At 73.1% G+C, this 21,816-nt stretch carries 19 protein-coding genes; 5 read left to right on the forward strand and 14 right to left on the reverse strand.

Annotation, left to right across the window (positions count from 1 at the left end; translation table 11 throughout):
- Positions 1 to 4 precede the first annotated feature (4 nt).
- A complete protein-coding gene (locus ACIB24_RS12315) occupies positions 5 to 1,435 on the forward strand; it encodes an acyltransferase family protein (protein ID WP_398280288.1) in 1,431 nt (476 codons plus the stop codon).
- A 374-nt stretch (positions 1,436 to 1,809) separates the two neighbouring features.
- On the opposite strand, the gene ACIB24_RS12320 is transcribed toward ACIB24_RS12315, so the two are convergent.
- Positions 1,810 to 2,481 carry a GDSL-type esterase/lipase family protein gene (locus ACIB24_RS12320; protein WP_398280291.1) on the reverse strand — a complete coding sequence of 224 codons (672 nt, stop codon included), beginning with the start codon at positions 2,479 to 2,481 and terminating at the stop codon, positions 1,810 to 1,812.
- Between the two features lie 90 nt (positions 2,482 to 2,571).
- Complete coding sequence (locus ACIB24_RS12325; RefSeq protein WP_398280294.1) at positions 2,572 to 2,898, reverse strand: hypothetical protein; 327 nt, start codon at positions 2,896 to 2,898, stop codon at positions 2,572 to 2,574.
- 187 nt (positions 2,899 to 3,085) lie between these two features.
- Here ACIB24_RS12325 and ACIB24_RS12330 point away from each other — a divergent pair, with 187 nt between their 5' ends.
- Positions 3,086 to 3,499, forward strand: a complete 414-nt coding sequence (locus ACIB24_RS12330; protein ID WP_398280297.1) for a DUF3052 domain-containing protein — start codon at positions 3,086 to 3,088, stop codon at positions 3,497 to 3,499.
- An 18-nt stretch (positions 3,500 to 3,517) separates the two neighbouring features.
- On the opposite strand, the gene ACIB24_RS12335 is transcribed toward ACIB24_RS12330, so the two are convergent.
- Entirely contained in the window at positions 3,518 to 3,727 is a 210-nt protein-coding gene (locus ACIB24_RS12335) for a hypothetical protein (RefSeq protein WP_398280300.1), read from the reverse strand.
- Positions 3,728 to 3,729: 2 nt separating this feature from the next.
- The gene (locus ACIB24_RS12340; RefSeq protein ID WP_398280303.1) at positions 3,730 to 4,620 is read right to left on the reverse strand and encodes a RimK family alpha-L-glutamate ligase; all 891 of its coding nucleotides are present in this window, start codon (positions 4,618 to 4,620) and stop codon (positions 3,730 to 3,732) included.
- A 240-nt stretch (positions 4,621 to 4,860) separates the two neighbouring features.
- On the opposite strand from ACIB24_RS12340, the gene ACIB24_RS12345 reads away from it, so the two are divergent.
- From ACIB24_RS12345 to ACIB24_RS12355, 3 genes are all read left to right on the forward strand, one after another.
- Positions 4,861 to 5,154 carry a hypothetical protein gene (locus ACIB24_RS12345; RefSeq protein ID WP_398280306.1) on the forward strand — a complete coding sequence of 98 codons (294 nt, stop codon included), beginning with the start codon at positions 4,861 to 4,863 and terminating at the stop codon, positions 5,152 to 5,154.
- 195 nt (positions 5,155 to 5,349) lie between these two features.
- Positions 5,350 to 6,639, forward strand: a complete 1,290-nt coding sequence (locus ACIB24_RS12350) for a cellulase family glycosylhydrolase (RefSeq protein ID WP_398280309.1) — start codon at positions 5,350 to 5,352, stop codon at positions 6,637 to 6,639.
- A 40-nt stretch (positions 6,640 to 6,679) separates the two neighbouring features.
- Entirely contained in the window at positions 6,680 to 7,405 is a 726-nt protein-coding gene (locus ACIB24_RS12355; protein WP_398280312.1) for a cutinase family protein, read from the forward strand.
- Between the two features lie 15 nt (positions 7,406 to 7,420).
- Here the strand turns inward: ACIB24_RS12355 and ACIB24_RS12360 are convergent, their stop codons facing one another.
- The 10 genes from ACIB24_RS12360 to ACIB24_RS12405 form a co-directional block, all read right to left on the reverse strand.
- On the reverse strand, positions 7,421 to 8,710 hold the full coding sequence (locus ACIB24_RS12360) for a hypothetical protein (RefSeq protein WP_398280315.1): 1,290 nt from the start codon (positions 8,708 to 8,710) through the stop codon (positions 7,421 to 7,423).
- Positions 8,711 to 8,715: 5 nt separating this feature from the next.
- Complete coding sequence (locus tag ACIB24_RS12365) at positions 8,716 to 10,152, reverse strand: polysaccharide biosynthesis tyrosine autokinase (RefSeq protein ID WP_398280317.1); 1,437 nt, start codon at positions 10,150 to 10,152, stop codon at positions 8,716 to 8,718.
- Positions 10,152 to 11,507, reverse strand: coding sequence for an O-antigen ligase family protein (locus ACIB24_RS12370; RefSeq protein ID WP_398280320.1), 1,356 nt, complete (start codon positions 11,505 to 11,507; stop codon positions 10,152 to 10,154). Before ACIB24_RS12370 ends, ACIB24_RS12365 begins: the two co-directional genes overlap by 1 nt.
- Positions 11,504 to 12,685 carry a glycosyltransferase family 4 protein gene (locus ACIB24_RS12375; protein WP_398280323.1) on the reverse strand — a complete coding sequence of 394 codons (1,182 nt, stop codon included), beginning with the start codon at positions 12,683 to 12,685 and terminating at the stop codon, positions 11,504 to 11,506. The genes ACIB24_RS12370 and ACIB24_RS12375 overlap by 4 nt, the downstream gene beginning before the upstream one ends.
- A complete protein-coding gene (locus ACIB24_RS12380; protein ID WP_398280326.1) occupies positions 12,682 to 14,094 on the reverse strand; it encodes a hypothetical protein in 1,413 nt (470 codons plus the stop codon). Before ACIB24_RS12380 ends, ACIB24_RS12375 begins: the two co-directional genes overlap by 4 nt.
- Entirely contained in the window at positions 14,091 to 15,146 is a 1,056-nt protein-coding gene (locus ACIB24_RS12385) for a glycosyltransferase family 4 protein (protein WP_398280329.1), read from the reverse strand. The genes ACIB24_RS12380 and ACIB24_RS12385 overlap by 4 nt, the downstream gene beginning before the upstream one ends.
- A gap of 10 nt (positions 15,147 to 15,156) precedes the next feature.
- Entirely contained in the window at positions 15,157 to 16,353 is a 1,197-nt protein-coding gene (locus ACIB24_RS12390) for a glycosyltransferase family 4 protein (RefSeq protein WP_398280332.1), read from the reverse strand.
- A 238-nt stretch (positions 16,354 to 16,591) separates the two neighbouring features.
- Positions 16,592 to 18,706 carry an elongation factor G-like protein EF-G2 gene (locus tag ACIB24_RS12395; RefSeq protein ID WP_398280335.1) on the reverse strand — a complete coding sequence of 705 codons (2,115 nt, stop codon included), beginning with the start codon at positions 18,704 to 18,706 and terminating at the stop codon, positions 16,592 to 16,594.
- Positions 18,707 to 18,748: 42 nt separating this feature from the next.
- Complete coding sequence (locus ACIB24_RS12400) at positions 18,749 to 19,741, reverse strand: acyltransferase family protein (RefSeq protein WP_398280338.1); 993 nt, start codon at positions 19,739 to 19,741, stop codon at positions 18,749 to 18,751.
- A 250-nt stretch (positions 19,742 to 19,991) separates the two neighbouring features.
- Positions 19,992 to 21,758: an acyltransferase family protein gene (locus ACIB24_RS12405; RefSeq protein ID WP_398280340.1), complete on the reverse strand. Its 1,767-nt coding sequence runs from the start codon at positions 21,756 to 21,758 to the stop codon at positions 19,992 to 19,994.
- Positions 21,759 to 21,816: the final 58 nt, after the last annotated feature.

The raw sequence follows: 21,816 nt of genomic DNA on the forward strand, positions 1-21,816 counted from the left end.
GCCCGTGGAGGCCCGAACCCCGACCGTCAGCGACCCGCACGACGCTCGCACCAGGCCCACCCCTGCCCCCGCCGTCCGCTCCCGGTTCACCGAACTCGACGGGTTGCGCGGCGTCGCGGCCCTGGCGGTGATCTTCTTCCACCTGCGCGACTACGTGATCGGCCTGGGCGCGTGGGACTGGGTCGGGGAGATCGTCGGCGGCAGCTACATGATGGTCGACCTGTTCTTCGTGCTGTCCGGCTTCGTGCTGTCCAAGAAGATGCTCAGCACCGCGACCGCGGGTGACGCGCGCCGGTTCGTCGTGGCCCGTGTCCGGCGCTTCGCCCCGCTGCACGTGACGGCCTGGTCGATCGCGCTGGCGCTCTGCCTGATGACCTTCCTCTGGCAGCTGACCGGCGACCCGGACGCGCCGCGCAAGATGGCGTTCGCCGCGTCCGACGCCACCCCGTGGGCCTGGGTGTCGAGCCTGTTCCTGCTGCACGGGTTCGTCGGCCCGGAGTTCGCCTCCTACTCGGCCGCCTGGTCGCTGTCGGTCGAGCTCTACCTGAACGTGCTGATCGTCGTCGCGATCGCCCTGGTCCCCCGGGTCCGGCTGAAGCCGCTCGTCGGGCCGGCGATGCTGGTCCTCGGCGCCGTGCTGCTGCTGTCGCGCGACCACCACGACCCGAACACGGTCGGCTTCATCGGCGTCGGCCGCGGCGCGCTGGGCCTCGGCGCCGGGATGATCGTCTACCAGCTCTACCTGCGCACGATCCGCACCCAGGAGGCCACGCACGGGACACCCGGCTCCCCGCGCTCGCGGCACCTCGCGGCGGCGGGTTCGATGCTCGCGGTGGGCTTCCTGATCGCGTCCATGTACCGCTCGGACCTCGTGAAGCGCGAGCACTTCCTGCTCATGGCCCTGGTCGGCGGCTTCGCCGTCTACACGCTGGCCGTGCCCTCGGCCGGGCCCGTGCACCGGTTCTGCAACACCCGCCTCGCGCAGTGGCTGGGCACCCGGTCGTTCGCGCTCTACGCCCTGCACGGGCCGATGCTGATGTGCGGCGAGTGGCTGATGCGCTTCCTCGACTACAACAAGAAGGCCCCGCAGGTCGAGGCCTTCCTGATCGTGTGGACGATCGTCCTGTCGCTGGCGGCGGCCGAGGTCGGTCACCGCTGGATCGAGCGCTCCTGGGAGCAGCACGCGGCCCGCCAGGCGGCCCGGAGCCGACCCGAGGCGCCCGTCGCGCGCCATGCCCGGGCCTCGACGCCCGAGGCGTCCACGGCCCGCGTGGCGGTCTCCCTCCCGCGCGAGGTCTCCCTCCCGGAGGTTCCGGTGGACGACGCCCGGCCCGCGGGTGCCGATCCTCACCTCACCGACGTGGAGACCCAGCCCCTGCCGCGCGTGGTCAGCCCGCGCGCCGAGCAGCGCTCGAACGCCGACTCCCGCCGCTAGACCGGGAAGCCGACCCACTCACGGTTGCCAGCTTTGCGGTGAACGCCGATCGGCTATCGGCCGTCGACACCTTCACCACGGCCGGTGGGCCCCAGGTGAGCGACGGCCGGTGAGCGCCAGGTGAGCGACGGCCGGTGAGCGCCAGGTGAGCGACGGCCGGCGAGCGCCAGGTGAGCGACGGCCGGCGAGCGCCAGGTGAGCGACGGCCGGCGAGCGCCAGGTGAGCGACGGCCGGCGAGCCCCAGGTGAGCGACGGCCGGCGATAGCCGATCGGCGTTCACCGCAAAGCTCGGTGGGGCGGTCGTCCCGGACTCCCGGTGGGGCAATCAGGCGGTCGGGCTCACCCCAGCAGCGAGGTCAGCCCAGCAGCGAGGTCAGCCCAGCAGCGAGGGCAGTTCGACGTCCGCGAGCTTCGCCATCCGCTCGCTGCCCACCGCGTTGGGGTGGATGCCGTCGTCGGACAGCCCCGGGCCGTACAGGCCCTCCGAGGTGCCGACGACGGAGTACAGGTCGAGGAGCTTCAGGTCGTGGCCGGCGGCGTAGCTGCGGATCGCGTCGTTCAGCGCCAGCGCCTGCTCGCGGTACTCGTCGCGGGGCGGCACCGTGCACAGCACGACGCGGATGCCGTGATCCTCGGCCCCGCGCACGATCTCGTCGAGCTGCCCGACGATGACGTCGGCCGGGGTGTCGTCGCGCAGGTCGTTGGTGCCGCCCATGAGGACCATGGCGCTCGGCTTGCGCTCGAGGACGTCGACGCCCAGCCGGGTGTACATGCCCGACGTGGTGTCGCCGCGGACGCCGGCGTTCTCGCAGGAGCCGACGTCGCCCGTCGCGCACACCCGCCGGAACCACGAGTCGGGGCGCACGAGCAGGGAGTCACCCAACCCGACGACCGTCATCCGGTCTCCCGAGGCGAGCTGGACGTCGCCGTCCATCCCCACCCTCGAGTCGTAGACCCGACCTGCATCCCACGGTACGAGCTGGCACGCCCCCCACAGCACCAGGCCCGTGACACCGCCCGTCACGACCTTCGACCACCACGGCACCGCAGCAGATTACGATGCGGAGTCAGGAAATCACGTGATGTGAGACCCAGTGGTCACGTGAGCCGCGCGCATTCACAGCGCACCCACGACCTACCGCGGGCTGGGCACTCCGACGTGGTCCCCGCAGGCCGTCGCCAACTGGGCAGCCAGGCCCGGGTGCAGCCGGGCGGCGTGCTCGAGGCTGCGGCACAGCTCCCGGGCCGCGGCGTCGTCCGACGGGTTGCGGCTGACCCGCTCCCAGGCGAGCTTGCCCCACCCGTCCGCGGCGGCGAGAAGGTCGAAGGCGGCCACCAGGGCATCGTCGGCAGACTTGTCGACCGGAGGGCCGGCGGGCCGTACGACGGCCAGCTCGTCCTGCGCCGACAACCTTGTCTTCAGGTCATGCACGGCCTGCTCGGCCAGCACTCCAACGTCCATGGTCACTTCCTCGTCCACGTACCGATCGCCCCGGTGAAGTCCGGTCCACCAAATGGGGAACACTCCGTGACGATCATCACTGCCAGTCAGCTTGTTAGCAGCGTCACTGTACTCCGCCGAACAGGTGGATGTGAGCCAGGCCACCCCCTATCGGCCCAACGGGCCGACACCCGGCAGGATGTCGATCATGGCCGGCTACTCCACGACTCCCCAGGCCCGCAAGCTCGGGCTGAAGCCGGGCGTCCGGCTGGCCGTGGTGGGCCGCCCGCCCGGCTGGGACTTCGAGGAGCCGCCCGCCGAGGTCGCGGTGGACGACGTGAGCCAGGTCGGCGGGGCGGCCCCGGCCGACGTCGTGGTCTGGTTCGTACCGGCGGCGGCCGCCCTCGACGCACTGCCCGACCTGGCCGAGCGCATCTTCCCGGCCGGGGCGATCTGGGTGGCCTGGCCGCGCAAGGCCGCCGGGCACGTCAGCGACGTCGACGAGAACCTGATCCGCGCCACGGCGCTCGGCCTCGGGCTGGTCGACGTCAAGGTCGCGGCGATCGATACCGACTGGTCGGGCCTGAAGGTCTGCTGGCGCAAGGAGAACCGGACCCGGTGAACCGTCGAACGACGAGGCTCACACCAGTCGCGTGCGGCACCAGGTCAACAGGTCGCGCACGTCCGGGTCGTCGAAAGACCGCTTGCCCTCGTTGATCTCACGCAACACCAGGCGCTGCACCGCGCGCGCCTCGCGACGTCGGCGACTGAGCGGGCTGAGCATCCCGGCCGCGCGGTAACCGACGAGCAGCAACCCCAGCAACAGGGGTGTCACCGGGTTCGCGAGCACGCTCAGACCCTACTCGCGATCGCGGCCGCGAGCCGACCGGCGGCCGCGGGCACGGCGGGGAAGAACAGGCTCGGCTCGATCAGCTCCAGTTCCAGGAGGGCGAGCGACCCGTCGTCCGCCTCGACCAGGTCGATCCGCGCGTAGAGCAGCGGCCCCGCCTCCGTGACCCACCCGGGCAGCCGCGCCAGCACGTCGTCCGCCGCCGCCCGTTCGCGCTCGCTCGGCACGGCCGCCTCGATGTCCTCGCGGTAGCTACCGCCCAACAGCCGACCGTCGGAGTCGAGGATGGGCCCCTTGCGGACGGCGTGCGAGTAGACGCCGTCGATGTGCATGACGGCCAGTTCGCCGCGTCGGCCGACGGACGGCAGGTACGGCTGGACCATGGCCACCTTCCCGGCCGCCCAGATGCGTTCGACGAGCACCGACGCGGCCGGGTCGTCGACGCCGAACCGGCCGGTCAGGTCACTGCCGGCCGACACGGAGGGCTTCACCACCAGCTCGCCGGACGGCGATCCGGCGCGGGCCGCGACCAGCGCCGTCCCCAACTCGGCCGGGTTCGTCGCGTAGCGCGTCGGTACCGTCGCCACTCCGTTCGCGGCCAGTTCGGCCAGATAGCGCTTGTCGCTGTTCCACGCGACGACGGGCGCGGGGTTGGCCAGCGTGGTGACCCCCGCGACGCGACGCGTCCAGGCCAGGAAGTCCTCGACCTGGAACGGATAGTCCCACGGGGACCGCAGGACGGCGAGATCGTATGCGCCCCAGTCGATGTCGTCGTCCCGCCAGTGCAGGGCCCGCGCCTCGAGACCGGCCGCGTCGAGCGCCTCGAACAGGTGCGGGAGGTCCTCGTCACCGAACGGGAAGGCCGACAGGTCGGTGGTCACGATGCCGATCACGAGGCGACCCTAGTCGGCGCGCCGCAACCGGATCGTCCGCGTGGTTCGGGTGGTGCAGACGCGATTGCGGTGCATGATGATGCGCGTCTCAGGTAACGCACAGCAGAAATTTCCTATGTTCGGACGACGGTGGGCCCAACCCAAGGCACTATGCAGACCTGGGTTGTTTCACCGAGACTGCGGACGGGAAACACGAGACGGCAAGGGCGCCGGAACGAGGAGGGCAGACGCGTGAGTGGCATGAGCGGTGGACTGGGAATCCTCACCCTGATCGCCGGCGCCGTGATGGCGGTCGAGCTGCCGTTCGGCGGCGCCGCAGGCCTGGTGGCGACGGGCGTGGTCCTGGTCCTGGGCGGCCTCCTGATGGTCCGTAGCGTCGCCGCGTACCGGGTGCGCCAGCGCTGCACCACGTGCGGCGGCGCCGGCACCGTCTACTCGGCCGAGTGGAACGACTGGCGGGCCAAGGGGCCGGTGCAGAACATCCGCGAGCTGTGCCCCGCCTGCGAGGGCCGCCCGGTCCCGACCCGCGTCTAGCCCCTGACACCACCCACGCCGCCATCCGCAGCGGTGACCGGGAGGGACCCGACCTCCCAAGGGACATTCAGGACTCGGTTAAGAGTTCTTCTCACCCGGGTCGATGGACTGGCAAAACGGGCAATCCGTGTTGAAGGATCGGGCCTGCACCGCGCACCACCAGCCAGACCCTGACCGCCCGCACCCGAGGACATCGTGATCTCTGCCAGACGCACGGTCGTGGCCACCCTGCTCATGACCGCCGTGGCCCTCCCGGCCGCCACCCTCACCCCCACCTCCGCATCCGCCGCGACGACGGTCGCCCCGCTCGGCATCGCCGCGGGCAGCGTGCTGGCCTACGCCTCCGACGCGCAGCGGGAGAAGTACCTGCAGGCCGCGGAGGACGTGGGGGCCTCGTGGCTGCGGGTCGACATCGCGTGGACGACGGTGCAGCTGGGTGGCCAGAACTCCTATGACTGGGCGCCCTACGACCGGCTGGTCAGCGCGGCGAAGAAGCACGACCTGAAGATCCTCGGCACCATCGCCTACGCCCCGACCTGGGCCCAGAGCTCGTCGTGCGCCGGCAACGGCATGTGCAAGCCGCGCAGCGCGTCGGAGTACGGCACGTTCGCGGGTGCGGTGGCCAAGCACTTCGCCCCCCAGGGCGTGCACGCGTGGGAGATCTGGAACGAGCCGAACGTGCCGCAGTTCTTCCAGCCGGCCCCCGACCCGGCGTTCTACACGTCGATGCTGAAGTCCGCGTACAAGAGCATCAAGGCCGCCGACCCGAAGTCGATCGTGATCACCGCGGGCACGGCCCCGGCCGCGACGGCGGGTGGCATGTACTCGCCACTGGACTTCGTGAAGGCGATGTACGCGGCCGGCGCGGAGGGCAACTTCGACGTGATCGGCACGCACCCGTACTGCTACGAGGGCAAGTCGGAGTGCCCCGAGAAGACGATGACGTGGAGCGCCTGGTCGCAGATGTCGCGCACCGGCACCAACCTGCGCAGCGTCATGGCCGCGCACGGTGACTCCGGGAAGTCGGTGTGGGCCACCGAGTACGGCGCGCCGACCGGCGGCAGCGGCGCGCCCAGCGAGGCGCAGCAGGCCGAGATGATCACCGACGGTCTGAAGCTGTTCGGCGAGTACTCGTGGTCGGGCCCGCTCTTCGTCTACAGCCTGCAGGACCGCGGCACGAACGCCGGTGACCGCGAGGACTGGTTCGGCATCCTGCGCGCCGACGGCAGCCGGAAGCCGGCCTTCGCGCAGATCCGGGACCTGCTGCGCACCTCGACGGTGAACCCCGTGAACGGGGTCGGATCGGGGTCGTCCGGCGGGGGGTCGGGCCAGCCGGCCGCCTCCCCCACGCTGGTACCGCCGGTGGCCACGTCGGTGCCGGTCCCGACCGCCTACCCCGCGCCGGCCGCCCCGACGACTCCGGCCACGACGGCGCAGAAGTCCTGGTGGCAGCGCTTCATCTCCTGGGCGACCGGCCCGAAGTAGTACGTTTGACCCGGAGCCCATCGGGGTAAGGGAGCGGGTCATGAAGCGGACCAGGCGCATGGCGGTCGGCACCCTGGCGGTTCTCGCGCTCTGCACCGTGGCCGCCGCGCCGGCGGCCCAGGCGGTGAAGTACACGGGCACCGGGTGCGCGGCCGTCGAGGTGATCAGCATCCGCGGGCAAGGCGAGCCGGCCGGAAGTGGTTACGGCGGCGGCGGTTACGTGCTCGGCCCGATGCAACAGGCGCTGGAGACGCGGCTCAGCCAGACGGTCAAGCTGTACCCGCTGCCCTACTCCGCGGGGCAGGACACGTTGGGCGCGGCCAACCAGGGCATCCCCCTGCTGATCGACCACCTCGTGGCCCAGCGCAGCGCGTGCCCGAACCAGAAGTTCGTCATCCTGGGCTTCTCGCTGGGCGCGCTCGTGGCCGGTGAGGCGTTCACCCCACCGTCGCTGCGCTACTCCGGCGTCACGAAGTACGCGCTGCCCACGACGGTCGACTCGAAGGTCGCGGCGGTCGCCATCTTCGGCGACGGGCGGTTCAACGCCAGCGGGCCCGAGGCGTACGGCACGTTCGTCCGCGGCCTGAACGGCCAGATCCCCCGCCCGGCCGACTCGTTCAGCCGGTTCAACGGTCACATCGCCAACGTGTGCAACCAGTACGACGGCGTCTGCCAGGCGATCTCGAACGGCCAGCCGTCCGCGCACCAGGACTACGTGAAGTACACCGACGACCTGGTCTGGTGGGTCGGCAGTCTCGTCGCCTGAGCCCCGGCCCGTGCTCTAGGAGAGCAGGGCCACCGGGTCCTTGGCGAAGCGGGTCAGGGCCTCCTCGACGCCCTCGCGCGGCGTGAACGGCGAGCAGAACACCGCCGTCACCGTCACGTAGGGGCCGTGCTCGACGATCTGGAACGACAGGCTGCCCACGTTCGGCGGCATCGCCGCGGCCACGATCTGCGCCGTCCCGTCGGGCCGCCCGACGACCGAGGTCGGCAGCATGCCCTCGACCCGCATGTGCGAGAACGAGACGTCGCGCCGGTTCGCGGGTTGCCGCATCCGGGGCAGGTCGTGGTTGCGCGACAGGGCGGCCTTCGCCGTTCCCCGGGCGAGCTGCACCAGCGGTAACCCGGAAGCGTTGGCCGCCTTCATCGCCGTGTTGATGGCCACCGGGTCGAGCGACGAGGTGGGCTTCAGGTACGGCACGGAGATGAAGTTCCCGCCGACGGGCGCCGGGTGCAGCGTGTGCCGCAGGTCGTAGACGACGAACATGCCGTCCTCGGCGGGGATCACCCCCGCGTCGGCCAGCCCGCGCCGGATGGCCGCCAGCTGGACCGAGGCCGCGGACGCGCCCGCCCCGTGCTGCTTGCGCCAGGCCTTCAGCGCGGCCCCGCCCTCGGGGTCCAGCTGCCGGATGACGACCTGCACCGTGTTCTCGGCGGCCCGATCGCCGGTACCCGCGGCCGGGTTCCAGGCCACGTCGTCCGGGCCGGTGGCCTCGGCGGGCGGTGCGAACCGCTCCAGGTCCAGGTCGCGGCGCACCAGCCCGGGCGCCTTGAGCGCCCCCGAGGCCAGGTAGCGGCTGCGCATGGCCCGCTCGACCGGGTGCGTGAGGCCCGGGATCGGGAACGGCAGCGCCGAACCCGGCTCGGGGCCGGTCCCGAGCCGGCGCAGGTGCGTGGCGGCCGACAGCCCGTCCCCGAAGACGTGCGGGAACTTGTGCCCCACGAGGTCGTCGAACGCGAAGACCTCCGCGACCGGCGTCCCCTCGTCGGCGGTCATGACGGCCGACATGGCCGCCTCCAGCGGCGTGCCGGGCCCGGAACCGGCGTCGAGCACCCGCACCTCGGGCAGGACACTCGCGGCCGTGGGCCCGTCGGCCGCCTGCCGGTAGCGGTCGGCGGCCGCGCCCGGGCGGCGGAAGTAGGCCAGCCCCGGGTCCTGCTCGGCCAGGGCCCGCACCCGCGCGCGCAACCCGTCCAGGTCGAGCGGCTCGGCCAGGGAGATCAGCTGCACGCTGTTCACCCCGAGCCACAACCGGTCCCTGGCGTCGTACCGTCCGTCCTGGAATGGCATCGCTGCTACCTGGTCTCCTCGTCCTCCGGCAGATCGACGCTGGCCGGAAGGTCCCCGAGCGGCGGGTAAGCCCCGTCGTCCCCGTCGAGAGTCACTGTCCTGTAACCCACCTGACGCTTCGTAGGGGGCGCGAAGGTGAGCACGGTGCCGAGCACCCGTGCGTTCACCGTCTCCAACGCCCGGACCGCCCGGCGCAGCTCGTCGCGCTTCGTGCGGCGGTGCTGCACCACCACGAGCGCGCCGTCGGCGATGGCCGCGAGCGCCGCGGCGTCGGAGACGGCCAGCAGTGGCGGTGCGTCGATCAGTACGTAGTCGTAGTAGTCGCCGAGGCGGCGCAGCAGCTTCTCGATCTGGGTGCTGGCCAGCAGCTCCGACGGGTTGGGCGGCAGCGGGCCGACCGGCAGCACGGCGAGGTTGTCGGTGCGGTAGCGGATCAGCACGTCGCGCAGCCCGTACCGGCCGACCAGCAGGCTGCTCAGCCCGGCCGCCTTGTTCAGCCCGAGGTACTCGCTGACCTTCGGCTCGCGCATGTCGCCGTCGACCAGGACGACCTTCGCGCCACCCAGCGCCAGGGTGAGGGCCAGGTTGGTGACGGTCGTGCTCTTGCCCTCGCCCGGCAGGGCGGAGGTGACGACGATGACGCCGGGCGGGTTGTCGACGCTGGCGAACTGCAGGTTGGTGCGCAGGGCCCGGTAGGCCTCCGCGCGCCCCGAGTCGTTCACCCCGGTGATCACCGGGTCCCGCCGGGCCGAGCGGTCGAAGGGGACGATGCCCAGGGGCACCGACCCCGTCACCCCGCGGACGTCGTCCACGCCCTGCAGCACGGTGTTGACCTGGTCGCGCACGACGGCGCCGACCAGCCCGAGCCCCAGCCCGACGAACAGGCCGAGCCCGAGGTTCAGCGGGATGTTCGGGCTGTCGGGCTTGGCCGGGACCTCGGCGGCCTTGGTGATCGAGACCTTGATCGGCGAGCCGGGCGTCTGGTTGCCGGCCGTGCGCTCCGTCGCATCCTCGATGCCGGCCACGTACCGGGCGAAGATCGGGGCGAAGGCGTTGCCGATCTCGGCGGCCTCCTCCGGGTCCGAGTCCGTCACCGTGACGACCAGGTTGACCGTGGTCTGGCTCGAGGCGGCGCTGATCTTCTTGGCCAGCTCGTCGGTGGTCAGGTCCAGGTGCAGCTGGTCGATGACGGCCTTCAGCACCGGCGGGGCGTCGACGAGTTCGGCGTACGAGGCGACCCGCTGCTGGGCGAACTGGGCGCCGGCCTGCAGGTCCTGCGGCGACTGGCTGCGGGCGGCGACGAAGAGCCGCACCTCGGTCGAGTACGAGGGCGTGACCAGCAGCGAGTACGCCGCCACCCCGGCCTCGCACAGCACGAGCATCAGCACGATGAGCGGCCACTGACGCGTGAACGTCCGCCAGTAGCTCCCGCCGGCGCCCATCAGGTCCTCCTCGAATCGTCGATCAAGCCTACGGCGCGCTCACGGTGCAGCGCCCACCAGTGGCCGAAACCGAACCCGAGCAGCGCCATCGCTCCGGGGTACTCCCACACCTCGAGCAGGATCGAGGCGGCCCCGACGCTGACCAGGACGGCGGCCATGGCCCGCGCGGGCCCCTGCGGCACCCGCCCGGTCACCACGGCGATCAGCAGCGCGATGAAGGCCAGGTAGACCACCAGCAGCACGAGCGCGCCGAACTGGAAGGCCAGGGACAGCCAGTAGTTGTCCACGAAGACCTTGTCGGCCGACGAGAACTGCGAGAACGACGCCGCCCCGACCGACCCTAGACCGTGCCCGAACAGGTTGAGCCGGGAGCCGAACAGGTCCTGCCAGACGCCGAACCGCTGGAACAGGCTGGTCGTCGACCCGGCACCGACCAGCGCCACCCCGATCGGCAGCACGGGCAGCAGCACGGCCGCGCCGACCCGGGAGGCCCGGCCGATGCGGCTGGCCGGGTCGGACATCACCGCGCACATCAGCGCCGACACGGCCACCAGCACGAGGCTGGTGCGGCTGGTCGACAGCAGCAGGCAGGCGGCCGCGCCGGGCAGGCCGACGAGGTACACCCAGCGCGACAGCCGCTCCTCGGCGAGCACCGCCGACAGCATCACCAGCACGACGAACGCGGCGGAGAACAGGCCCAGGTGGAAGCTGTTGCGCATCAGGCCGGGAGCCCGCAGCACGTGGTTGCCGATCTCGGTGACCTGGTCGCCGTACGTGATGCCGGCCGCCAGCAGCCCCTCGACGCCCACCGCCCGCTCGTACAGCGACGCCACCCCGTTGGCCGCCATGATCACCGCCGCCGCGCTCATCATGAACCGGAAGGCGTTGCGGGACAACGAGAGCCCGATGGCCACGGCGAGCACGGGGAAGGTCGTGATGCGCAGCCCGGTGAAGGCCTGGCCGAAGCTCTCCTGGATCGTGCCCTCGATCAGCCACGGGGCGAGCACCAGCAGCGAGGTCAGGTAGACCCGCAAGGAGATCAGGTCCCGCTGGGTCACGCTCAGCACCGCCAGCGCCAGCACGCAGGCGCCGAACTCGGCCAGGGTCGGGACGGTGTACGTCCCGGTGACGAGGCGGGCCAGCAGCATCGTGCCCTCGGCGACCACCACGACCACGGGCGCCAGGGCGGTGTAGCGCATGACCAGCAGCCCCACCGTCACGCCGACGAGCGCCAGCGGCTGCCACCCGAGGAGCACCCCACCGCCGACGGCGACGAGGGCGCCGCCGCCGTACCAGCCGGCGCTGGAGGTGACGCCGCGCAGCGCCCCCGGCCGGGTGGCCACCAGCGCGCTCACCGGGCCGGCCCGCCCGCGCCGGACGGACCGAGGGCGACCTGCTGGAGCAGGTCGATCATGGTCTTGACGTGCACGTCCCAGAGCATGCCCTGCCCGTCGGCCCGCGCGCTGTCCGCCGCGGCGGTGTACGCCTCGCGGCCCATCCGCAGGATGCCCTCGAGCTCCCAGGTCAGCCGGGCGGGGGTGTCGAAGACGACGACGCTGCCGGGCGAGGCCATCGGCGGGTTGGCGACCGCCGAGGTCAGGATCGGGCGGCCGGCGGCCAGCGCCTCCACGCACGAGATGGAGAAGTTCTCGTGCCAGGTGCTCGGGAACAGCAGCCAGCCGGCCCGGGCCAGGGCGGCCCGGGCGCCGTCGGCGTCGAGGAACCCGAGGTACTCGATGGTGTCGTCGGCCGCGGCGGCCGCGCGGACGTCGTCCCGCAGCGGCCCGTCCCCCGCGATCAGCAGCCGCGCCCCCGGGCGGCGGCGCGCCGCCTGCCAGGCCTCGAGCGCGTCGGGCACGCCCTTGTGCGCGGACAGGTGGCCGAGCAGCAGGAACGTGTGCGGGTCGCCGGGGCCGAGCTCGCGCAGGCGGTTGGTCGCGGGCACCGACAGCGGGACGACGGACGCGGGCTCGCGCCGCACGGCGCCGGTCACCGTCGCGGCCAGTTCCCGGGTGCGGCTCGACGGCCAGTGCAGGTGCACCCCGGCGAACTGCGGGACGACTACGGCCGCACGGGCTTTCAGCGCGGCGGTCTTGGCCGGCGACCACGTGCCGCTGTCCAGCGTGGTGGTGGGGTCGACCAGGGCGAAGTCGTGCACGGTGTGCACGACCGGGCGCTGCTTGGCGATCGCGCGTACGGCACCGGCCCCGATGTGGTGCCAGTTGTGCAGGTGGACGACGTCAGCCGGCTTCTGCAGGACGCCCGCGGCCGGTCCGGGGCGCACGGGCGAGGCGTCGGCCAGGTGCCGGAAGACCTTGCCGGCGGGCGAGGGGTGGGCCCACAGCGCGTGCGGTCCGGGCGTCGGGAGCAGGTGCACCGGGGCTCCCGCGGGCCACGTGCCCTCCGGCGGGGGCGTGGTGGTGAACAGGGAGACCTGGTGCCCGGCCTCGACGTACCCGGCGGCCAGCGCGGTCAGGTACCGCTCGGCGCCGCCGAACTGGTCGAACCGGCTGTGGACCAGCGCGATCCTCATCGTCTTCCCTGCTCGTGATCATGCAGAAACCTCGAATCTCCCGCAGCGCGCGCAGCCGGGTCGTCCCCGGGATTCGAGGTTTCTGCATGATCACGGGCGGGGTGGGCGGGGTGGGCGGGGTGGGCGGGGTGGGCGGGGTGGGCGGGGTGGGCGGGGTGGGCGGGGAGGTCGCGGCGCAGGGTGTAGATGCTCGGGACCAGGACGACGAGCACGACCGTGAGCGTCTGCACCCAGGCCAGGCCGGCGGACGTCGGGGAGGGCAGCAGCACGGACACCACGACGGCGACCACGAGCTGGGCGATCACGACCCAGCCGCGGCGCAGCACGTGCGGGCCGGTCAGCATGGCCACGTTGAGCGGCAGGTCGATGCAGAACACGAACAGCAGCACGGCCAGCGACAGGTAGGTGCTCCAGTGCGCCGGGGTGTCGGGCGCGACGAGCTTCGCGGCGAACGGGCCGACCACGGCGAACCCGGCGCCGATCACGCCGCCCACCACCGCGCCGTAGCGGACGGCGCCGCGCACGTGGTCGAAGGTCAGCTCGCCGCGCGCGTTCGCGTGGCTGAAGTCCGACCACAGGGCCTGCCCGGCGACGAAGGCCACGCTGGTCGCGGGGATCAGGAAGACCAGGGCGACCCCGAACTCGGCCACCGCCGCGTCGGTCCCGCGGTGGGCCAACACCAGCCGCGGCACCTGGACGATGGCGATCGCGGCCGCCGAGCTGGCGAAGTTCGGCCAGGCCGGGTAGCCGGCCGCACCGAGCACCCGGCGCAACGACCCGAGACTCACCGGGCGGGCCTGCACCGCGACCAGCCCGGCCACGGTCAGCACCACGTTCACGGCCAGGTTCCCGAACAGCAGGCCCACCGCGAGCACCGGCACCGACGAGTCGGCGGCCAGCAGCAGCCAGACGACGACGGCGGTGACGACGGCGGGCACCGCCTGCACCAGGATCACGAAGGTGGCCCGGTCGAGCCCGATGTAGATCCGCGCCCCGAGCGACGCCGGGACGCCGAGCGCCGCGCAGATCAGCGCCGCCGCCCCGGCCGCGCCGAGGTCGGGGAAGCCCAGCCAGCCGCCCGGCCCCGCCTCTCCGCCGAGCAGGGCTCCGGCCAGCACCACGGCCGAGACCAGCACGGCGACCAGCCCGTACACCGTGGCGATGGCGCCGATCGTGCGCCCGGCCCGGTGCGGTTCGTCGCGGTGGGCGCCGACGGCCGAGCTGGCCACACCGCCGTAGCCGAGCTCGCCGAACGTGAACAGCAGCGGCAGGCCGGTGACCACGGTCAGGAACGCGAACTCGGTGACCGGTCGGCCGGTGGCGATCCAGCGGGTGACCAGCAGCGACCCGAGGCCCGCGACGGGCATCGCGGCGAGCCGGGCGACCAGCGCCCGGTTCTGCTTGTTCATCGGGCCCGCCCCCTGCGCACGACCGTCATGATCTCGCGCGCACTGTCGGCCCAGGAGAACCGGGCCGCGTTGCGCAGCCCGGCGGCGACGCGCACGAGCCGCGCCTCGTCGTCCTCGCTCACCACGGCCTTGACCAGCTGGGCCGCCGCGGCCGGGTCGTCGGGGTCGAACAGGTCGGCGGAGCCGGCCAGCACCTCGGGGATCGAGGCGGCGCTCGACGCCACCACGGGGCACCCCTCGAGCTGCGCCTCGATCGCCGGGATGCCGAAACCCTCGTAGTACGAGGGGAAAACGAACACGGTGGCGTTGCGGTACAGCCAGACGATCTCGGCGTCGGTGAGCCGGCCGACCAGGTGCGCATTGGCGGGCAGCCCCAGGTCGCCGGGGTCGGAGAAGACCCGGTCGCCGCCCAGCTTCCCGACGATCACCAGGTCGGTGCCGGCCTCGGCCACGGCCTTCGCCACGGGCACCACGTTCTTGTGCCGGGCCAGGGTGCCGAGCATCAGCGCGTACCGGGTGACGGCCGCGGGCAGGTTCGCCGGCCGCTCCCCCGCGCCGTACGCCTGCAGGTGGTCGACGGCGCACGGCACGACGTGGAACCGGCGGGCCGGGATGCCGAACACGTCACCGAGTTCGGTGGCGCTGAACCGGGACACGGTGACCAGGTGCCGGGCGGTGCGGGTCAGCACGCCGTACATCAGCCGGTACCAGGCGACGAACCCCTTGCTGAACGTCCCGGGCCAGCGGAACGGGGTGGCGTCGTGCATCACGACGAGCTGCTTGCGCTTCAGCACGGGGGCCGGGCCGCCCAGGCTGAGCAGCATCCGGCCGGCCGTCACGAGCGGGAGGGTCACCTGCTCGAAGGCCATCCCGCGCAGGGGCAGGGTGCGGCAGCGGGCCGGGTCGACGCCGGCGGGCACCGGGGTGCCCGAGGGCAGCAGCAGGACGACGTCGCGCTCGGTCTCGAGCAGCCGCCGGGTGATCTCCAGGGCGTAGCGCTGGGTCCCGGTGATCGGGTGCTCGAGGAAGCGGCCGTTGACGTAGACCGTCATCGTCGACCTCTCATGCGGACCGCCGGGCACGCTCCGGGGCTCCGACCCGTGACCGGATGTCGGCGTACACCCCGGCCAGCGCCTGCCGCTGGGCCTCGCGGGTGTGGGTGGCCAGCAGGGCCTCGGTGTGCCGGGCCGCCTCCCGGACGCCCGCGCCCTCGAGCCCGTCCTGCAGCAGCCGGACCAGCTCCTGCGGGGTGCGCCACAGCGGGGCCAGGCCGAGGGAGCGCAGCGCCGGGGTGGTGCGGCCGAGCACCGGGACGCCGAGCGCCGCCGACTCCAGCACGCTCAGCGGGGCCCCCTCCCAGGCGGCCGTGTGCACGTACAGGTCGGCGCGGGCCAGCTGGGAGAGCGCCGCCGAACGCGACACCCATCCGGTGTACCCGACGCCGTGCTTGCGGAAGAGCTCCTCGTAGTGCCGGTTCTCGTCGTCGGCGCCGCCGATCCACAGCCAGTCCAGGTCGAGCCCGGCCTCCCGGGACGCGACGGCGGCGTCCACGAACAGCGCCGGATCCTTCTGCGGGCAGAGCCGGCCCATGCTGACGACCAGCGGGCGGCGAGCTTCCCCGCCGCCGGTGCGGGGCGTCGTCCGGGCCTGCTCGCGCAGCGTCGCCGGGACGGCGGCGACGTTGGGCACGTAGGTGGGACGGGCCCGCGGCAGGCGGGCCGCGGCGCGTGCCTCGTCGGGGCTGCAGGCGGCCACGGTCGGCGTACGCAGCGTGAGGGCGGCCTCGGCCAGCCAGAACGCCGACCGGGTCAGGGGCCCCACGTCGCGGCGGAAGAACGAGTAGCAGTGCGGGGTGTAGACGACCCGGCGCAGGGTGCCGCCACGCAGCCCGGCCCGCACGTAGAACCCGGCGAACGACGAGTGCGCGTGGATCACGTCAGGGCGCAGCCCGGCCACGACGTCGCGGATGACCCCGACGGCTCCGCGGAACGACTGCGGCATCCGGGCCAGGACCTGGACGGGGAACGACTGGGTGATCTGGAAGCTGTTCTCGGTGTCGCAGAGCACCACGTGCCGGGCGTCGGGCAGGGCGGCGGCGTAGTCGGCGATGGCGGTGGCGGTGCCGCTGGCCAGGCTGCGGACCACGTGCAGGACGGTGAACGTGGAGGCCCGGCCGGCCGGGGTGTCGACGACGTCCAGGGGGGTTTCGACCAGGGGGTCGGAGGGTACGACGGTGGGTTCGATGCCGAATTCGCTCATTCCGGCGCTCCCGCACCGGGCACGGCCAAGGCCATGGCTCTCCGATCGTGTCCCACGTGCCTCAGGGGGTGGCACGGGGCGACAAGTCAACCATGCCCGGGTATGCCCCCAACACGTTGCGCATGCGCCCTTCATCACACAGTTCCATGCATGATCATGCTGCGTTTGCGCATGATCGACGCGATTCAGGGGCGAACGTTCACATTCCTGTGTTGATCATGCGCAAACGCAGGATTTCTCAGGCCGGCGCCAGCACGCGGTCGGCGACCGCCGGGGGCATCGGGGCGTGCCGGGCGTAGGCCCGCCGGAAGGTCCCCGTCCCGTGCGCGAGACCGCGCAGCGCCGGCGCGTAGGCGGTCAGCTCCAGCGCGGGCACCTCACCGGAGACGAGGGTCCGGCCCGGGCCGGCGGGCGCCGTCCCCGTGACCCGGGCCCGGCGGGACGACAGGTCGCCCAGCACGGCGCCCACGTACTCGTCGTCGACCTCGATCTCGACCGCGTCGACCGGTTCCAGCAGCGCCACCCCGGCGTGCTCGGCGGCCTCGCGCAGCGCGAGCGCCCCGGCCGCGGCGAAAGCCGCGTCCGAGGAGTCGACGCTGTGCGCCTTCCCGCCGACCAGGGTGACCCGCAGGTCGACCATCGGGTAGCCCGCCACCCCGCGCAGCAGCTGCGCCCGCACCCCCTTCTCGACGCTGGGGATGAACTGCCGCGGCACCGCGCCGCCCACCACCCGGTCGACGAACTCGAACCCGGAACCCGGCTCCAGCGGCTCGATCTCGAGGTCGCACACGGCGTACTGCCCGTGCCCGCCACTCTGCTTCACGTGCCGGCCGTGGCCGGTGGCCGCGCCGCGCACCGTCTCCCGCAGCGCGACCCTGACCGGCTGCAGCTCCACGTCGACGCCGTGCCGCGAGGCCAGCCGGTCGAGGAAGACCTCGAGGTGCGCCTCCCCCATCGTCCAGACGACGAGCTGCCCGGTGGCCGGGTCCTGGTGCACGCGCACCGCCGGGTCCTCGCCCGCCAGCCGGGCCAGCGCCGACGACAACTTCTCCTCGGCCGCGGACGTACGCGCCGAGAGGGCCGCCGGGAGAAGCGGATCCGGGATGGACCACGGCTCCAGCAGGGCCGGTGCGCCGACGTCGGACAGGGTGTCACCGGTCGCGGCCCCGGCCAGGCGGGCCACCGCCACGATGTCGCCCGCCGTCCCGCAGCCGACCGGCGTCAGGGTCTGGCCGAGCGCCCGGGACACGGCCCCGGCCCGCTCGTCGTCGTCGTGGTCGGGGTGGCCCTGCCCCCGACGGTCGGGGCCCGTCCAGCGTTCCAGGTGACCGGACACGTGCACGGTGTCGCCGGTGCGGATCCGCCCCGAGAAGATCCGCAGCAGGCTCAGCTGGCCCACGTAGGGGTCCGACGTCGTGCGCAGCACCTCGGCGACCAGCGGCCCGTCCGGGTCGCAGCCGACGGGGGCCCGCGGGCCGCCGTCCGGGGTGGTGACGGCCGGCAGCGGGTGCTCCAGCGGTGAGGGGAAGCCGCGGGTGATCAGCTCCAGCAGCTCGGCGGCGCCGACCCCGCTCGGTGGGACGGCGGGCAGCACCGGGTGGAAGCTGCCGCGGGCCACCGCGCGTTCGAGATCCCTGACGAGAGTGTCGTATTCGACGTCGTCGCCGGACAGCCAGCGCTCGAGCAGGGTGTCGTCCTCAGACTCCTGGATGATGGCCTCGATTAGCTCGGCCCGTTCCGGGCCGGACCGGACGGCAGGGTCGGAAGACGAGAGCAGCCCCCTCAGCCCCGCGCCGCGGTCGTGGGGCAGGTACAGCGGCTGGACGCCGTCCCCGAACGCCCGCCGGCACGTCGCCAGGGTCTGCTCGAAATCGCCGCGCTGCTGGTCGATGTGGGTGACGACGACCGCGCTGGGCAGGCCGACCGCGGCGCACTCCTGCCACAGGGCGCGGGTCAGGCCGTCGACCTCGTCCATCGCCGAGACCACGAACAGGGCGGCGTCGCCGGCGCGCAGCCCGGCCCGCACATCACCCACGAAGTCCGGGTGTCCGGGGGTGTCGACGAGATTGACGGTGCGGCCGTCGAAGGCGAAGCTCGCGACGGACAGGGTGACCGAGCGGCCCAGCCGTTTCTCGACGGCCTCGGCGTCGCAGACGGTGGTGCCGTCCTCGACGCGGCCCGGGCGGGTGAGCACGCCCGCGTGGGTCAGGAGCGCTTCGACCAGCGTCGTCTTCCCGGCCGCGGCGTGCCCGACCAGCACCACGTTGCGGATGGACTCCGGAGCGGGAGGGCCGTGGCGCACCTGGTCGGACGCCGGGCCGTGCGGGCCGTGCTGGTTCGCGTGAGCAGCCATGCGGACCTCCTCGTCCGAACGCCGTCGGGACCAGGGTTCCGCCTACTCGCGCGTAACGGCAACCCTCCGGTCCGCCGGACGTTCGGGGGCCGCCGGGGCGGTGCCCACGAGCAGCGGGGCCAGCGGCGAGCGCACGAGGACGAGCCCGACCGCCCAGGGCACGACGAGGGCCACCACGAAGGTGCTCCACCGCTGCGTGCCCATCACCAGGATCACCGAGGCGTGCAGCAGCACCAGCGGTAGCGCGACGACGGCCAGCTCGGTGACCGCCCGGCGCACGGGTTCGGCGGACACCCGCCCCAGCGCCGTGCAGAGCACGAGCAGCCCCCACGAGACGGCGACGGCCACGAGGTAGCCCGCGACCGGCGTCCCGAGCTCGCCCTGCTTGAGGTTCATCGGCTCGACGACGCCGGTGGCGGCCAACGCGAGCCCGGACGCGACGAGCACGAGGGCCGCCGTGAGCGCGAGACGCCGCTCCAGCCGGTCGGTGAACCGGCGCAGCCACTCCCCCGCGACCACGAAAACCAGTGTGTAGGCGACGGTTCCGAGGGATTCCGGCACGTCGTGCAGGCGGTCGCCGAACGGGTAGGACAGCAGCCAGCCGGCCGCGGCGAGCGCGGTCACGGCCGGCAGCCCGAGACCGGCCACCTCGAGCCCGCGCCGCAGCAGGCAGACCGCCGCCAGTGCCGTGATGAACCAGAACGCCGAGAACGGCCGCGCCACGGCGCCGCCGACCACGATCTCCTTCGACCAGTACAGGATGTTCGGCGCCTCGTAGGCGAAGAAGAACGCGGCCACCAGCACCAGCCACGCGACGTAGGGCACGAGCAGGGTGCGCAGCCGGTTGACCCACTCCCGGGACAGCGACCGGCCCGGCCGCCAGAACCAGCCGGCCAGGAGGAAGAACAGCGGCATGTGCCACGTGTACGTGAGCCGGTAGGGCTGGCCCTCGGTCCAGACGTGACCGGCGACCATCGCCGTCAGACCGACGACCCGGGCGAGATCGACTCCTGCGTCACGCTTCTCGACCGCCACGTGACCATGCCACCACGGGGTGTCGCCTCACCGCGAATCGTTCCGGGTGTCGTCAACCTGCCGTTCGCCGGGCGTTCAAATGCCGGTGCGATGCGGTCGCATCCACGGGCGAGTCCGCACCCGTGGTGGCAGCCCTGGTGGCGGCCGTCGCGCCGGCGGGCGACGCATCTGCTGCCACCACGCCTGCCGTCACGGATGACCAACCGATCATCGAGCTGTGGGACACCGGAAACCGAGCTGCTGGGGCGACCTACTGCCCGGAGCCGCTGGAACGCTCAGTTGCCGTCCCGTCGGACGGAGCCGCCGCGGCGCGACGACCGAACCAGATCTCCTGGGTGTCGACGACCTGACGCACGGGCCGGGGCCGGTCGGGCAGCTCCAGCGCGTCGAGGTCGTCGGACAGGTCGATCTCCACGCGCTGGGGAGCGACGGTCTGGTCGACGGGCTCGGGCGCGTCCTCGAGCGCGACCACCAGCTCGGCGTCGGGCTCGGGCCCGGGTTCGGGCTCGGGTTCGGGTTCGGGTTCCGGCTCAGGTTCCGGCTCGGGGACGACGTCCGCCGGCTCCGGCTCGGGGACGACGGGCCCGGCGAGCGGCTCGACGGGTGCCGCCAGTTCGGCCAGGCGCCGTTCGATGGCCACGATCTCGGCGGGCCGCTGGTCCACGACCGGCGCCGGGGCGTCGGCCGCGCGGGCCGCTCGGTCGGCCTCCTGTTCGGCCGCCCGCAGCTCGCGGCGCGCGCGACGCTCCTCCTGGGCCTGCGGCGACTCGTCCAGCTGCAGACCGTCGAGGTCGAACGAGACCTCGCGCTCGTCGTCCGGTTCGACGGCCCCCATGGCGACCAGCTCGTCGATGATCGACGGCAGGCCGACCTCGGTGGGCGGGGGCGGCGCCGTCCGGTTGCGGGCCTCGCGTTCGCGCGCGATCCGCTCGCGCACGGCGGACGCCTCCCGCGTCACCCGCGCGGTGGCCCGGGCCGTGGGCCCGGCGGTGGGTGGGGTGCGCTGCCGGACGACGGACGCGTGCGTCGCGCGCGCCGCCGCCGGTTCGGGGGCGGGCACGCCGACGAGCCAGGGCGACAGCGGGGTGCGGGCCAGCACGAGCGCCATCGCCCACGGCAGCACCAGCGCGAGGAGGAAGTCGACGAACCGGCCGTGCTTGGGGGTGTTCAGCAGCCAGAAGACGACCGCGTGGCTGAGGATGACCGGCAGCACGACGACGGCCAGCGACGTCACCGCGGACTGTGCGGCCGCGGACAGCCGCTGCGCGCCGGCGATGGACAGCAGCACCACGCCCCACGAGAGGGCGAGGGCGACGACGTAGCCCGCGACCGGCGTCCCGAGGTCGCCTTCCTTCAGGTCGACGGGGTCGACGATCCCGGCGCCGACCAGCCCGAGCGCCGGCAGGACGAGCCAGGCGCCGACCAGGGCCGGCGAGCGCAGGTTCTCGCTGAGCGGCCGCAGCCGCTCCCCGGCGACGAGGAAGACCAGCACCGGGACCGCCATCCCGACGGACTCCCAGGTGCGGTGCAGCGGGTCGGCGACCGGGTACGACGCCAGCCACAGGACGACGGCCAGCGTCGTCAAGGCCCACGCCGAGAGGCCGTCGAGCGCGCGGCGCAGCAGGCACAACGCGAACAGGGCGGTGACGAACCAGAACGCGGAGAACGGGCGGCGGATGTGCACGCCGCCCTCGAGCGCGTGGACGAGGAACGTCGAGACGTCGGGCTTGCGGATCACGAGGAACGCGACGCCGACGAGGACCAGCCACGCGACGTACGGCACGAGCAGGGTGCGCACGCGGGTACGCCACTCGTCGCCGAGGGTGCGGCCCGGCCGCCAGAACCAGCCGGACAGGAAGAAGAACAGGGGGACGTGCCATGCGTAGAGCAGGTCACGGGTGATGCCGAAGGCCCAGACGTGCCCCACGATGACGGCGGTGACGCCGACGACGCGCGCCAGATCGATGCCCGCATCGCGTTGCGCCCCTGGCGCCCGCACGCCCGTCGTCACCGACATGGCGAACATCTGATCACAGGCTCTCCGGGCTCGCGTCCCCTACTCGTAAAGCCGGGAC

Source organism: Spongisporangium articulatum, from assembly GCF_044465595.1.
Taxonomy (GTDB): Bacteria; Actinomycetota; Actinomycetes; order Actinomycetales; family Kineosporiaceae; genus Spongisporangium; species Spongisporangium articulatum.

Coding starts and splice junctions, on each gene's coding strand:
- ACIB24_RS12375 (WP_398280323.1), bottom strand. CDS start 12,685: ATGAGGATCGCGCTGGTCCACAGCCGGTTCGACCAGTTCGGCGGCGCC.
- ACIB24_RS12385 (WP_398280329.1), bottom strand. CDS start 15,146: ATGACGGTCTACGTCAACGGCCGCTTCCTCGAGCACCCGATCACCGGG.
- ACIB24_RS12355 (WP_398280312.1), top strand. CDS start 6,680: ATGAAGCGGACCAGGCGCATGGCGGTCGGCACCCTGGCGGTTCTCGCG.
- ACIB24_RS12395 (WP_398280335.1), bottom strand. CDS start 18,706: ATGGCTGCTCACGCGAACCAGCACGGCCCGCACGGCCCGGCGTCCGAC.
- ACIB24_RS12345 (WP_398280306.1), top strand. CDS start 4,861: ATGAGCGGTGGACTGGGAATCCTCACCCTGATCGCCGGCGCCGTGATG.
- ACIB24_RS12325 (WP_398280294.1), bottom strand. CDS start 2,898: ATGGACGTTGGAGTGCTGGCCGAGCAGGCCGTGCATGACCTGAAGACA.
- ACIB24_RS12405 (WP_398280340.1), bottom strand. CDS start 21,758: ATGTCGGTGACGACGGGCGTGCGGGCGCCAGGGGCGCAACGCGATGCG.
- ACIB24_RS12360 (WP_398280315.1), bottom strand. CDS start 8,710: ATGCCATTCCAGGACGGACGGTACGACGCCAGGGACCGGTTGTGGCTC.
- ACIB24_RS12380 (WP_398280326.1), bottom strand. CDS start 14,094: ATGAACAAGCAGAACCGGGCGCTGGTCGCCCGGCTCGCCGCGATGCCC.
- ACIB24_RS12365 (WP_398280317.1), bottom strand. CDS start 10,152: ATGGGCGCCGGCGGGAGCTACTGGCGGACGTTCACGCGTCAGTGGCCG.
- ACIB24_RS12390 (WP_398280332.1), bottom strand. CDS start 16,353: ATGAGCGAATTCGGCATCGAACCCACCGTCGTACCCTCCGACCCCCTG.
- ACIB24_RS12330 (WP_398280297.1), top strand. CDS start 3,086: ATGGCCGGCTACTCCACGACTCCCCAGGCCCGCAAGCTCGGGCTGAAG.